Origin of the sequence: Thermobispora bispora DSM 43833, assembly GCF_000092645.1 — a bacterium.
GTDB lineage: Bacteria > Actinomycetota > Actinomycetes > Streptosporangiales > Streptosporangiaceae > Thermobispora > Thermobispora bispora.
Genome location: NC_014165.1, coordinates 2,258,277 through 2,271,556 on the forward strand (window position 1 = coordinate 2,258,277; position 13,280 = coordinate 2,271,556).

General features: G+C 73.4%; 11 protein-coding genes. 4 read left to right on the forward strand and 7 right to left on the reverse strand.

What is annotated here, in order from left to right:
* Window positions 1-13 precede the first annotated feature (13 nt).
* Window positions 14-583, forward strand: a complete 570-nt coding sequence (locus TBIS_RS09655; RefSeq protein WP_013132195.1) for an isoprenylcysteine carboxyl methyltransferase family protein — start codon at window positions 14-16, stop codon at window positions 581-583.
* Window positions 584-592: 9 nt separating this feature from the next.
* Here the strand turns inward: TBIS_RS09655 and TBIS_RS09660 are convergent, their stop codons facing one another.
* The 3 genes from TBIS_RS09660 to TBIS_RS09670 form a co-directional block, all read right to left on the reverse strand.
* Complete coding sequence (locus TBIS_RS09660; RefSeq protein WP_148231492.1) at window positions 593-1,465, reverse strand: hypothetical protein; 873 nt, start codon at window positions 1,463-1,465, stop codon at window positions 593-595.
* Window positions 1,466-1,646: 181 nt separating this feature from the next.
* Complete coding sequence (locus TBIS_RS09665) at window positions 1,647-2,543, reverse strand: hypothetical protein (protein WP_013132197.1); 897 nt, start codon at window positions 2,541-2,543, stop codon at window positions 1,647-1,649.
* Window positions 2,544-2,625: 82 nt separating this feature from the next.
* Window positions 2,626-4,467: an AMP-dependent synthetase/ligase gene (locus tag TBIS_RS09670; protein ID WP_013132198.1), complete on the reverse strand. Its 1,842-nt coding sequence runs from the start codon at window positions 4,465-4,467 to the stop codon at window positions 2,626-2,628.
* A gap of 173 nt (window positions 4,468-4,640) precedes the next feature.
* Here TBIS_RS09670 and TBIS_RS09675 point away from each other — a divergent pair, with 173 nt between their 5' ends.
* Together TBIS_RS09675 and TBIS_RS09680 are read left to right on the forward strand one after the other, a co-directional pair.
* Complete coding sequence (locus tag TBIS_RS09675; RefSeq protein ID WP_013132199.1) at window positions 4,641-6,146, forward strand: peptide MFS transporter; 1,506 nt, start codon at window positions 4,641-4,643, stop codon at window positions 6,144-6,146.
* 41 nt (window positions 6,147-6,187) lie between these two features.
* Window positions 6,188-7,984, forward strand: a complete 1,797-nt coding sequence (locus TBIS_RS09680) for a glycoside hydrolase family 15 protein (protein WP_013132200.1) — start codon at window positions 6,188-6,190, stop codon at window positions 7,982-7,984.
* A gap of 178 nt (window positions 7,985-8,162) precedes the next feature.
* Here TBIS_RS09680 and TBIS_RS09685 read toward each other — a convergent pair whose 3' ends face one another.
* Window positions 8,163-9,122, reverse strand: coding sequence for a S66 peptidase family protein (locus tag TBIS_RS09685; RefSeq protein WP_013132201.1), 960 nt, complete (start codon window positions 9,120-9,122; stop codon window positions 8,163-8,165).
* A gap of 30 nt (window positions 9,123-9,152) precedes the next feature.
* Here TBIS_RS09685 and TBIS_RS09690 point away from each other — a divergent pair, with 30 nt between their 5' ends.
* Entirely contained in the window at window positions 9,153-10,031 is an 879-nt protein-coding gene (locus tag TBIS_RS09690) for a sulfotransferase family protein (RefSeq protein ID WP_013132202.1), read from the forward strand.
* On the opposite strand, the gene TBIS_RS09695 is transcribed toward TBIS_RS09690, so the two are convergent.
* The 3 genes from TBIS_RS09695 to TBIS_RS09705 form a co-directional block, all read right to left on the reverse strand.
* Window positions 10,009-11,919, reverse strand: a complete 1,911-nt coding sequence (locus TBIS_RS09695) for an ABC transporter ATP-binding protein (protein ID WP_013132203.1) — start codon at window positions 11,917-11,919, stop codon at window positions 10,009-10,011. The two genes, TBIS_RS09690 and TBIS_RS09695, sit on opposite strands and share 23 nt — an antisense overlap.
* Before the next feature lie 42 nt (window positions 11,920-11,961).
* The gene (locus tag TBIS_RS09700; protein WP_013132204.1) at window positions 11,962-12,840 is read right to left on the reverse strand and encodes an enoyl-CoA hydratase/isomerase family protein; all 879 of its coding nucleotides are present in this window, start codon (window positions 12,838-12,840) and stop codon (window positions 11,962-11,964) included.
* 192 nt (window positions 12,841-13,032) lie between these two features.
* Complete coding sequence (locus TBIS_RS09705; RefSeq protein ID WP_013132205.1) at window positions 13,033-13,260, reverse strand: helix-turn-helix domain-containing protein; 228 nt, start codon at window positions 13,258-13,260, stop codon at window positions 13,033-13,035.
* Window positions 13,261-13,280 lie beyond the last annotated feature (20 nt).

Here is a 13,280-nt window from a genome sequence, read left to right on the forward strand (position 1 = left end):
GAAGGTGGCGCGCATGTCGCCCTGGTACGCGCTCCTGGTGGCGGCGGTCGGCGCGGAACGCCTGGCCGAGCTCGCGGTCTCGCGCCGCAACGCCCGCTGGTCCCTCGCCCGCGGCGGGGTGGTCACCGGCCGGGGCCACTATCCGCTGATGGTCGCGCTGCACGCCGGCCTGCTCGCCGGATGCCTGCTCGAGGTACGGCTCGCCCGCCGCCGGTTCCGGCCGGCGCTGGGGTGGCCGATGCTCGGCCTGACGCTGGCGGCGCAGGCCCTGCGCTGGTGGTGCGTCCGCACCCTCGGCCCGCGGTGGAACACCCAGGTCATCGTCGTGCCGGGCATGCCGCTCGTCACCGCTGGGCCGTACCGGGTGATGCGCCACCCCAACTACCTCGCCGTCGCCGTGGAGGGCGCCGCGCTGCCGCTGGTGCACGGCGCGTGGCTGACGGCGGCCGCGTTCACGCTCCTCAACGCCCCGCTGCTCGCGGTGCGGATCCGGTGTGAGAACGCCGCCCTGGCCTGGGCGGCCGGCGGCGCAGGGGCGGCCGCCCGGCCCACCGGGGAACCGGGCGGCCATGGACCGCGGTGATCCGGGCCGTCAGCGGTACACCGGGACGTAGTCCGAGGCGCTGCTGCCCTTGAGGAAGCGGGTGCCGTCGAACTTCACGGTCCAGGTGCCGGAGCGCAGCGCCCGGACCTTGGCGGAGAAGCTGCCGTCGGCGCGGGTCTTGACGGTGTCGACGTGCTTCCAGTGGCGCGAGCCCTTGGCGCGGAAGTAGACGTCGATCTTCTGACCGCCGAGCCGGTACCAGCCGTACCATGCGGGGCGGTCGTGGGGGCAGGTACGGCCCAGCACGGCGACGTTGCCGTCGACCCGGTAGTACCAGCCGCCGTAGCAGCGGGCGACCTGCAGCTTGCCGCGCAGCGTGATGGGGCGACCGGCCCGCACGGGCTCGGGCGCGGCGTCGAAGCCGACGATCCGGGTGGGCTTCGGCGCGACCGGCGGCTTGGGCACCACGCGGTCGCGCTTGACGGTCAGGTACCGCACCGCGGTCTGCCGCTTTCCGTCGGCGCCGGTGACCACGACGCTGACGCGCCAGGTCCCGGCGTCCCGCCAGGTGAAGGTCCACGAGGTGGAGAAGGTGACCGGCCCGTGCGAGTGGAACGGGGCCAGCCGCTTCCCGGGCCGCCCGTCTCCGCGGCGGGCGCCCTTGGGGCCGCTGAGCTCGAAGGCCACGCTCTTGGCGCCGAGCGCGGTCACCTTGGCGGTGACCGAGGCCGAGCCGAACCCCTTGACCACGACCGGGTTCGGGGTGACCTCGAAGCTCAGGATCCTCGGAGCGGACGGGTGCCCGTGCCGCGCGGTCTTCGCGGGCGCGGGTTCACCGCCGTCCGCGTAGGCCGGCGCGGTGGCCGCCAGCGCTGTCGCGCCGACGGCGACCGCCACCATCGTGGTAGCGATCCGCTTCACCATTACGACTTTCCTCTCCCCGTAAGGGACGTGGCGTCCCCCTGTTTCGTACGCCACCGGATAGACGACCCGATGACGGGGAAAGTTGCCGTGCGGATCCCGAAAAGCGGTTACAAATTGATAACATTACTTATTTCATAATTGATGAACTTTATGACCTAATATGCACGTTCATCCGCGTTCATAGCTGTTTCGTGCCGCTGACAGATCGGGCATGGTGGTCATCTCCGGGATATTCCACCCGCCATTCCTGGACGCCCTCGCGCGGGACCTTCGCGCTGAACCAGCCGTCCTTCCCGGTCGTGGCGGACCCGGCCGTCCGCCAGGAGCGCGCCCCCTTCGGCCGGTGGCGGATGAGGACCCGCTGCCCGGCGAAGGGCCGGTAGGCCACCCGGCCCGCCGGATCCACCCGCAGCAGCGTTCCGGTGACCCGGACGCGGCCGCCCGCGCGCGCCACCGTGACCCCCGAGAGCTCGGTCGCCCGCCGCAACCGGAACTCGGCCTGGGCGGTGGTCTCGGCGCCGCGGGCGTTCCGCGCGGTGACCGTGACCGTCCACGGGCCGCTCGGATACCGGCGGGACAGCCGCTTCTCCGGCAGGAAGCGCCAGGTCTCCCAACCGGCGTCGGCCGCGGCGGTCCGCAGGCCCCGCGCCCGCCAGGAGGGCACGGCGCCGCTGCGCCACGCGAACAGCGGGGCGATCCGGTCGAAGGCGGTGGTGACCTGCTGGACCGGGACGGGCACCGGCGCGTCGCCGGCCTCCTGGCCGGTGGCCGCCTCATCGGCGTCCGGGGCTCCGGCCGCCGGAGGACGTGCCTGGGCGCCGCCCGGTTCCCCGTCCGGCCGGCCCGGCTCGAGCTCGGCGCTGACCTCGGTCGCGCCCCGCACCACCACGTCGACGACGATCGCGACCGAGTCCTTCGGGCCGACCACCGGGTCGGATGGGCTGATCTCGATCGACTTGATCACCGGACCGCGCGCCGCGGCCGCCGTGCCCTCGGCCAGCGCCGGCGGCACGGCGGCCTGGCCGGCCGCGAGCGGCAGGGCCGCGGCCAGCGTGACGAGCGAAGATCTCCTCATGTCCCCGAGACCGTAGGCGGCGCGGCGGGAGCGCCTCCGCCCTGACACGCCCAGGCCGGGCAAAACGTTCGCAAGCGGCCGATCAGGCGCCGCCGTACAGATCGTCGATCACGTCGGCGTACTTGGCGTGGATCCGGCGGCGCTTGAGCTTCAAGGTCGGGGTGAGCTCCCCGCTGTCCGGCGTCCACTCGTCCGGCAGGAGCCGCCACCGCTTCACCTGCTGGACCCGGGCGAGCCTCCGGTTGGCGGCCTCGACCCCGGCCTCCACCTCCTTGAGCACGTCGGGATGGGTGGCGAGCTCGGCGAGCGAGCCGAAGGAGATGCCGCGCGCCCGCGCCCACTCCGGCGCGACCTCCGGGTCGAGGGTGAGGAGCGCGATCGGGTACGGCCGGCCCTCACCGTAGGCGAGCGCCTGGCCGATCAGCGGGTGCTCCTTGAGGTGGTTCTCGATGTTGGCCGGGGAGATGTTCTCCCCGCCCGAGGTGATGAAGAGCTCCTTCTTCCGGTCGATGATCCGGAGGAACCCGTCCTCGTCCATGGTCCCGACGTCGCCGGTGTGCAGCCAGCCGTCGGCGTCGAGCAGCTCCGCGGTGGCCTCGGGGCGGTTGAGGTAGCCGCGGGTGTTGAGCGGGCTGCGGGTGAGGATCTCCCCGTCCTCGGCGATCCTGACCTCGACGCCCGGCTCGGCCCGGCCGACCGTGCCGAGCTTGTAGGCCGTGGGGGTGTTCGAGGTGATGGCGCCGGTCGTCTCGGTCATGCCGTACACGTCGAGGATCTTGAGCCCGAGGCCGGCGAAGAACCGCTGCACGTCCTGGGGCATGGGCGCGGCCGCGGTGGCGAGCCAGCCGGCCCGGTCGAGCCCGATGAGGCTCCGGATGCCGGAGAGCACCGCGGCGTCGGCCTGCCCGTAGGCGGCGCGCACCTCGGGCGTGACGGTCCGGCCGTACTGGCCGGCCTCGATGAACGCCAGGCCGGCGGCCATCGCCTGGGCCACCTTCTCCCGCTGCTCGGCGGGCTGCAGGGTGAGCAGGGCGCGGAGCTTGGAGGCGATCTTCTCCCAGACCCGGGGGACCCCGAAGAACATCACCGGCCGGACCTCGCCGAGCACCGCGGCGAGCTGGGTCATGTCCGGGCAGAAGTAGATGTGGGTCCGCTTGAACAGCGGCAGGTAGAGGCTGAGCACCCGCTCCGCGATGTGCGCGTAGGTGAGGTAGGAGATCTGGGTGCCGCCGAAGGGCAGCCGCACGATCCGGTCGGTGGTGGCGACCTCGTAGAGGACGTTGGCGTGGGTGAGCGGCACCCCCTTGGGGTGGCCGGTCGTGCCCGAGGTGTAGAGCACGGTGAGCACGTCATCGGGGGTCACCGCCCGCCACCTCGCCTCCACCGCGCCCGGGTCGGCGGCGAGCGCCTCGGCGCCCATGGCGAGGAACTCCCGCCAGCTCAGGAACCGGTCGTCGCCCGAGGGCGCGCCCTCGAGCATGATGATCTTCCGCAGCCTGGGGAGCTCGCCGAGCACGGGCTCCCAGCGGGCGAGGTCGGCGGGGCCGCCCAGGACCGCGACCACCGCGCCGACGTCCTTGGCGACGTAGGCGACCTGCTCGGGGGCGAAGGTGGCGTAGACCGTGCAGGGTAACGCCCGCGCGTGCACGGCCCCGAGGTCGGCGAGCACGTGCTCGGAGCGGTTCGGCATCATCAGCGCGATGGCGTCGCCCGGCTGCACGCCGAGCGCGGCGAACCCGGCCGCGATCTCGAGGACCCGCCGGCGGGCCTGCGCGAAGGTCAGCGTGGCCCATCCGTCCCCGGTCCGGTCGGAGTACGCGGGGTCATCGGGGTGCTCCTCGGCCACCTTCAGCAACTGGTCGCACACGGTCCTGCCGGCGATCTCACGCTCGATCTCCGCACGCTCGTCCAGAACACTGGCCATCGCGCCTCCCACGGTGCTGCTGCCGAAGTGACCTGGATCACACCACAGCATCACCCTCCCGACAAGCCCCAATGACCTTGCTGCGGAGTGATTTTCACTTAACGGGTTGAATCACTCATTTGGATCAGGCAGGGTGAAACGAGACAAAACGGATTAACGGAGAGTAAAGCCCGATGCAAACCGTCTCGCCGGCCCGCGATCGGGGCCCGGCCTTCTCCGGCCATCCACGCGGCCTCGCCACGCTCTGCGGCACCGAGATGTGGGAGCGCTTCAGCTACTACGGCATGCGCTCGATCCTGGTCCTCTTCCTCGTGGCGCCCCCGGTGGCCGGCGGAATGGGGCTCTCCGAGACGACCGCGGTCGGGGTGTACGGCGTCTACATCGCCTCGGTCTACCTGCTCGCGCTCGCCGGCGGCTGGATCGGGGACCGGCTGCTCGGCACCCGGCGGACGGTCCTGCTCGGCGCGTGCGTGATCATGTCCGGCCACCTCGCCATGGCGGTCCCCGTGGCCGGGCCGTTCACCTGGCTGGGGCTCGCCCTCATCGCCGTGGGAAGCGGGCTGCTCAAACCGAACATCGCCGCGCTCGTCGGCCACCTCTACCGGGACGAGGACGAGCCCCGGCGGGAGGCCGGGTACACGCTGTTCTTCCTCGGCATCAACGTCGGCGCCTTCCTCGGCATCATCGTCGTGCCCTGGCTCCAGCGCGGGGACCGGTGGCACCTGGCGTTCGGCGCCGCCGCGGCGGGCATGGCGATCGGGCTCGCCCAGTACGTGCTCGGCGGCCGGCGCCTCGCCGGCGCGGGCGAGCGCCCCGGGCACCGGCTCACCCCTGCGGAGCGGCGCCGCTTCACGGCCGTGGCGCTCACCGGGACGGCCGTCACCGCCGCGGCCCTCGGCCTGTGGGCGCTGAGCGGGACGTTCACCATCGAGCGGTTCACGCTCGCGCTCGCCGTGGTGACCGCGCTCGTGCCGCTCGCCTACTTCGCCTTCCTGCTCTTCGGCTCCCATGAGATCACCCCGCCGGAGCGCACCGGGCTGTACGCGTACCTCTGGCTCTTCCTCGCCGCCGCGGTCTTCTGGATGATCTACGACCAGGCCGGCAGCGCCCTGCTGCTCTTCGCCAAGGAGCACACCCGGCTGCACATCCTCGGGTTCGACGTGCCGCCGAGCTGGGTGGCGAACGTCAACTCGCTCACGATCATCCTGCTCGCGCCGGCGTTCGCGCGGTTCTTCGTCGCCGCGGGGGACCGGATCGGCATCCCGGCGAAGTTCGCGGCCGCGCTCCTGCTCATCGGGCTGAGCTTCGTGGTGATGGCGGTCGCCGCCGGGTTCGCCGCCGGCGGGACGAAGGTCTCGGTCGCCTGGCTGCTCACGGTGTACTTCATCCAGACCATCGGCGAGATCTTCCTCACTCCGGTCGGGCTCTCCGTGACCCGGCGGCTCGCCCCCGCCGCGTTCCAGAACCAGATGATGGGCGTGTGGTACCTGGCGATCGCGCTCGGCGACGCGGCCGGCGGCCAGGTCTACCGGCTCACCACCGTGGTGCCCATGCCCGTCTACTACCTGGTGCTCGCCCTCGCCGCGATCGCGGCCGGCCTGCTCATCGCGCTCGGCTCGGGCCGGCTCCGGGCGCTCATGGGCGACCCGGCCGGAACGGAGCCCGCCCGCGCGGGGTGACCTGCGGCGCCACCGCCAGGGCTCCGGGCTAGCGTGTCCCCATGCGGATCGAGGACTACGCCCTCATCGGGGACATGCAGTCGGCCGCGCTGGTCGGGCGGGACGGCTCGATCGACTGGCTCTGCCTGCCCCGGTTCGACTCCCCTGCGTGCTTCGCCCGGCTGCTCGGCACCGGGGACCACGGCTTCTGGCGGCTCGCCCCGGCCGGGATGGAGCGGGCGTCGCGGCGCTCCTACATCCCGGACACGCTGATCCTCGAGACGGTGTGGGAGACCGCCGGCGGCACGGTCAAGGTGATCGACTTCATGCCGCCCCGGCATGAGAACCCGGACCTGGTGCGGATCGTCGAGGGCGTCTCCGGCACGGTGGAGATGACCACGGAGATCTGCATCCGCTTCGACTACGGCCGGATCGTGCCGTGGGTCCGCCGCCGCGACGGGCTGCTCCACGCCATCGGCGGCCCGGATTCGGTCTGGATCCACTCCCCGGTGCCCCTGGAGGGCGGCGGGTACCGGCACTCCGCCGCGTTCCGGGTCTCCGCCGGAGACCGGCTGCCGTTCATCTTCACCTGGCACCCCTCCTACCAGCCGCCGCCCGAGGCGATCGACCCCATCGCGCAGCTCGCCGCGACCCGGGAGCTGTGGGAGGAGTGGGTCTCCCGGTGCACGTACCACGGCCCGTGGCGGGACGCGGTGGTCCGCTCGCTGATCACGCTGAAGGCGCTGACGTACCGCCCCACCGGCGGGATCGTCGCCGCGCCCACCACCTCCCTGCCCGAGCACCTCGGCGGGGTGCGGAACTGGGACTACCGGTACTGCTGGCTGCGGGACGCCGCGATGACCCTCGAGGCGCTCACCAGCACCGGGTACCTGGAGGAGGCGGCCGCCTGGCGCGACTGGCTGATCCGGGCCGTGGCCGGCCGCCCCGAGGACCACCAGGTCGTGTACGGCGTGGCGGGCGAACGGCGGCTGCCCGAGCTGATCCTCGACTGGCTCCCCGGGTACGAGAACTCCCGCCCGGTGCGGATCGGCAACGGCGCGGCCGGGCAGGTCCAGCTCGACGTCTACGGGCAGATGCTCAACGCGCTCTTCGAGGCGCGCCGGCGCGGCCTCCCCCCGGACGACCACGTCTGGGCGATGATGCGGGCGGTGCTGGGGTTCCTCGAGGTCAACTGGGCGCAGCCCGACGAGGGCCTGTGGGAGGTCCGCGGCCCGCGGCGGCACTTCGTCCACTCGAAGGTCATGGCGTGGGTGGCGTTCGACCGCGCGGTCCGGGCGGTGCGGCTCGGGTGGCGCGAGGGCCCGGCCGACCGCTGGCAGGAGCTGCGCGACCGCATCCACGCCGAGGTCTGCGCCAAGGGCTACGACCCGGAGCGGGCCACGTTCACCCAGTCGTACGGCTCCCGCGAGCTCGACGCGGCGCTGCTGCTCATCCCGATCGTGGGGTTCCTCCCGCCCGAGGATCCGCGGGTGGCGTCGACGATCGCCGCGATCGAGCGGGAGCTGATGACCGACGGGCTGGTGCTCCGCTACCCCATCGCCGAGGAGAACCCGATCGACGGCCTGCCCGGGACCGAGGGCGCGTTCCTCGCGTGCAGCTTCTGGCTCGCCCAGGCCCGGGCGATGACCGGCCGGGTGGCCGAGGCGGTGGAGCTGTTCGAGCTGCTGCTCTCGCTCCGCAACGACGTGGGCCTGCTCGCCGAGGAGTACGACCCGCGGCTCGGCCGGCAGCTCGGCAACTTCCCGCAGGCCTTCAGCCACATCCACCTGGTGCGGACCGCCCTCGCCCTCGACCGGGCCGTGCGCGCCGCCGGGGCCGCCGCCCGGACGGCCCGGTGACCGGGACGGGCGGCCCGGCGATGCCCGGACGCGTGCGGGCCTCCGGGAGCGCCGGCCGCGGCGTGCGCCGGACCGGGCCGGCCGTGCCGAGCGGGCGGCGCCGGGCACCCGGCGGGGCCGCGGTGACGGCCACCGCGGAGGGCCGGTTCGCCCGGGCCGCGCGGCCGTGGGCGAGGGGTCACCCGGGTGTGCCGGCCGGCCCGGCCGCGCTGGTGAGCGTCCGCGACGCCGTGTCGAGCACGGCGGGCGCCTCGAGCCAGACCGGGAACTGCGGGGCGCCGTGGCCCACGGGCAGGCCGGCGAGGACCGGCACGCCCAGCGGGGCCAGCCGTTCGGCGAGCACCTCCAGCGCGTCCCCGCAGCCGACCCACGACCCGAGCGCGAACCCCAGCGCGCCGTCGAGGCAGCCCGCCTGCAGCAGCTGGGTGAGCATCCGGTCGATCCGGTACGGCTGCTCGCCCACGTCCTCCAGGAGCACGATCCGCCCGCGGGCGCGCAGCGCGTACGGTGTCCCGCACAGGGCGGCGAGGAGGGTGAGGTTGCCGCCGGTGAGCGGGCCCTCGGCCCGGCCCGGCACGACCACCGTGGTCCCCTCGATCCGCACCGGTTCCCCGGACAGGGCCTGCCGCAACCGGTCGAGGGTGGGCCGGTCCGGGCCGTCGGCGCCCCCGAGCACCCGGGTCGCCGGCATCGGGCCGAAGAGCGTGGCCACCCTGAGCCGGTCGGCGAACGCGCGGTGGAGCGCGGTGATGTCGCTGGAGCCGATCAGGATCTTCGGGCCGGCCGCCCGCATCGCCGCCCAGTCGAGCAGGCCGAGCAGCCGGGTGGCGCCGTACCCGCCCCGGGCGCAGACCACCGCGGCCACGCCCGGGTCGCACCAGGCGGCGGCCAGGTCGGCGGCCCGGTCGCCGTCGGCCCCGGCGAGGAAACCGTTCCGGTCGAGCACGTGGGCGCCGGTCACCACCTCCAGCCCGAGAGCGGCGAGGACCGCGCGGCCCCGGTCGAGCGCGTCCGGGTCGACCGGCCCCGAGGGCGCGACCAGGGCGACCCGGTCCCCCGGGCGGAGCGGGCGCGGGAGCCGTGCCGGTGGCGTCACCGGCGCGCCGGAGGCGGCTCCGGCTCGGCTGCGTTCGTGCATCCCCAAAGGGTGTCAGACTTGACCGTACCTATGCGACCTCCGACGCACATTCTCGTGGTCAACGGAGTCAAGGTCCGGCGGCCGGTGTTCGTGATCTCCGCTCCGCACTCCGGCGCGGACCTCGTGGCGCGTGCCATCAAGCGGACTCCGGGTTTCCATATCACCATGGGCCGTGCGGCCGTCACCCGGGTCGTGTACGCGTTCGCGCGGCGGCCGTCGATCGCCGGCAGCGGGGGCGCGCCGGCCGTGCTGCGCGACGCGTTCGCCGAGGCCTGGCAGGTGCGGCCGGGCGCCTGCGCCGAGTGCCCGCCGGCCTGCCGGGAGGCGGGAGGGATCATCGGCTCCGGGCCGTGCGTCAACGCGGCCTCGCTCACCAGGTTCGGGGACGCCACCCCGGACCTGATCTACAGCGCGCAGGTGCTGCTGAAGGCGTTCCCCGACGCCCGGCTCATCCAGGTCATCCGGGACGGCCGGGACGTCGCCGCCGACATGCTCGCCGACCCGGCCTGCCTCGCCTGGTTCAAGCCGCACATGCTGAGCGAGGACGCCGAGTTCCCCAACCCGTTCCTCGGCCTCCGCTCGGCCGAGCACCGGGACCGCTGGGCGAGGATGCCGTCCGCGGGGAAGGCCGCGCTCCGCTGGCGGGGGGCGGTGCGGCTCAGCGCCACCTTGCGCCGGGAGCTGCCCCCGGACCGGCTGCTCACGCTCCGCTACGAGGACATGATCGCCGCACCGGACACGGCCGTCGACGCGATCTCCCGGTTCCTGGAGGCCGAGGTCTCGGCGATCGCCCTCTACGGCGCGCCGGCGCCGCGGCCGGGGAGCTGGCGGTCGCGGCTCTCCGCCGCGGACGCCGGGCTGGTGGAGAAGGTGGCACGCGAGGAGCTCACCCGGCTGGGCTATCTGTGACCGCGGCCCGGGCCGGGGCGTCGGCGAACTGGGTCCGGTACAGCTCGGCGTAGAGGCCACCGCGGGCGAGCAGCTCCTCGTGCCGGCCCTGTTCGGCGATCCGGCCGCCGTCGATCACCAGGATGGTGTCGGCCTCCCGGATCGTGGAGAGCCGATGGGCGATCACCAGCGAGGTCCGGCCGCGCAGCGCGCTCTTCAGCGCCTTCTGCACCGCGGCCTCGGACTCGGAGTCGAGGTGGGCGGTGGCCTCGTCGAGCACCACGACCCGCGGGGCCTTGAGCAGGAGGCGGGCGAGCGCGATGCGCTGCTTCTCCCCGCCGGAGAGCCGGTAGCCACGGTCCCCCACGACGGTGTCGAGCCCGTCGGGCAGGCTCTCCACCAGGTCGGCGATCTGGGCGGCGCGCAGCGCCTCCCACAGCTCCTCGTCGGTCGCGTCCGGCCGGGCGTACCGGAGGTTGGCGCGGATGGTGTCGTGGAACAGGTGCGGGTCCTGCGGGACCACGCCGACCGTCTCCCGGATGCTCTCCAGGGTGGCGTCCCGGACGTCGAGCCCGTTGAGGCGCACCGCACCGCCGGTGACGTCGAAGAGCCGGGAGACCAGGGCCGTGATGGTGGTCTTGCCCGCCCCCGAGTACCCGACGAGCGCGACCAGCTCGCCGGGGCGGGCGGTGAACGACACGCCCTTGAGCACCTCCTGGGACGGCCGTCCGGCGTCCGGCCGGGCGACCGCCTCCAGGGAGGCGAGCGAGACCTCCTCGGCGCTCGGGTAGCGGAACCGCACGTCCTCGAACTCGATCGTGACCGGCCCCGGGGGGATGGGCCGCGCACCGGGCCGCTCGGCGACCATCGGCTTGAGGTCGAGCACCTCGAACACCCGGTCGAAGCTGACCAGCGCGGTCATCACGTCCACGTGCACGTTGGAGAGACTGGTCAGCGGGCCGTACAGGCGCATGAGCAGCGTGGAGAGGGCGACCAGCGTCCCCAGCTCGAAGGCGCCGCTCACCGCGAGCGCCCCGCCGAAGCCGTAGACGAGGGCCGTCGCGAGCGCGGCGACCAGGCCGAGCGCGATCCGGAACAGCGCGCCGTACATGGCCACGGTCACGCCGACGTCGCGGACCCGGCCGGCCCGCTCGCTGAAGTGGGCCGCCTCCTCCTCGGGCCTGCCGTACAGCTTCGCGAGCATCGCCCCGGCGACGTTGAACCGCTCGGTCATCACCGAGCTCATCTCCGCGTCGAGCTGCATCTGCTCGCGGGTGAGCTGGGACATCCGGCGGCCGATCCACTTCGCCGGCACGATGAAGATCGGCAGCAGCACGAGCGCGACCAGGGTGATCTGCCAGGACAGCACGATCATGGCGCCGAGCACCATGACCAGGCTCACCACGTTGGAGACCACCGAGGAGAGCGTGGTGGTGAGCGCGCGCTGCGCGCCGATCACGTCGGTGTTGAGCCGGGAGACCAGGGCGCCGGTCTGCGCCCGCATGAAGAACGCGACCGGCATCCGCTGCACGTGGTCGAAGACCTCGGTGCGCAGGTTGTAGATCAGGCCCTCGCCGATGCGCGCGGAGAACCACCGCTGCGCCAGGCTGAGCCCGGCGTCGAGCACGGCGAGCGCGGCGATCGCCACGGAGAGCCAGACCACCACGGTGAGCCGCTTGGGGACGATCCCGTCGTCGATGATCGCCTTCATCAGGAGCGGGTTGGCGATCGCGGTCACCGCGCTCACCACGACGAGCAGGAGGAAGGCGGCGATCTGCCAGCGGAACGGCCAGGCGCAGGCGCCGATGCGGCGGATCGTGCCCGGGGCGATCCGCTCCTGCATGACGGAGCGGTCGCGCCGCAGCGACCGCATCACCTCGTAGCCGTAGTGGCCGCCCATCATCGCCATGACCGCACTCCCCCGCTGAGTGCAGCAATCAGAGCACGGCGCTCAATTCCCCGCGCCCGCGGATCCCCGCGGCGCCGGGGCGGAGAAGAGCGTCCGCAGCCTGATCATCTGCTCGCTCCGCTCGGCGGCCGCCTGCTCTTCGAGGGTCCGCTGCCGCGCCCCCAGGAGCAGCCGCTTCGTCGCCGCGGCCGCGTGCCGGTCGATGGCGAGCAGCGACGTCACCAGTTCGTGCACCGCGCGGTCGAGGTCGCCGGCCGGCACCACCCGCTCGGCCAGCCCGTAGCGCGCCGCCTCCGCCGCGTCCACGGTCCGCGCGGTGAGGCACATCTCGATCGCCCGGGGCAGCCCCACCAGCTCGACCAGCGGCTTGGTCCCGGTCAGATCGGGCACCAGCCCGAGCGCGGGCTCCTTCATGCAGAACTTCGCGTCCTCGGCCACGATGCGCAGGTCGCAGGCGAGCGCGAGCTGGAAGCCCGCGCCGATCGCGTGCCCCTGCACCACCGCGATCGACACGATCTCCGGCCGGCGCAGCCACAGGAAACCGCGCTGGGACTCGGCGATCAGCCGTTCGAGCGCCGCATCGTCCAGTGCGGCGATCTCCGAGAACGATCTCTGCCCTGGTGCGCCCGTCAGCAGGCTCAGGTCGAGCCCCGCTGAGAAGGACGGCCCCTCGCCTCGGACCACGACGATCCGCACCTGCTCCGGCAGGTTCTCCCCGAACCGGGCCAGCGCCGACCACATCGCGGGCGTCTGGGCGTTCCGCTTCTCGGGCCGGCACAGGGTGACCGTCGCGATCTCGCCGTCCACCTCAAAGCGCACCCCGACCTCGGCCGGGGCACCAGCCGAGATCGTCTCGTCAGCCGGGGAAGCGCTCGCCTCAGCGGGTCGCTCCCCACTCCCCCCAATCTGCGCGTCCGCCATCGCCGCTCCTGCATCCGGTCGAAGGCCGTCGCCCGCCCGGTCCGGATCCGCTCCGGTGCACCGGCCGCGCCAGGCGATCAACCACGGTCGCGCCCGAGCTTACCGGCCCGTCGGCGGCGGCCCGGACCCGACTCCCCCGTCCGCTGGGAGGGCGGCCGCGGTCGCGCGTGCTGAGGTGTGCGCTGCGCTGCTTCAGCGCTGCTGCTGCTGCTTCGACTTGCCGCGGGTGGCCCCGCCGCGTCCCCGGAGCGTCACGCCGGACTCGCTGAGGATGCGGTGGATGAAGCCGTACGAGCGGCCGGTCGAAGCCGCGAGAGCACGGATGCTCTCGCCCGCCGTATAGCGCTTCTTCAGATCGCTGGCGAGTTTCTCCCGTTCGGCCCCGGTCACCCGGGTGCCCTTCTTGAGGGTCTCGGCCACGAGTACCTCCTGTAGTGCCA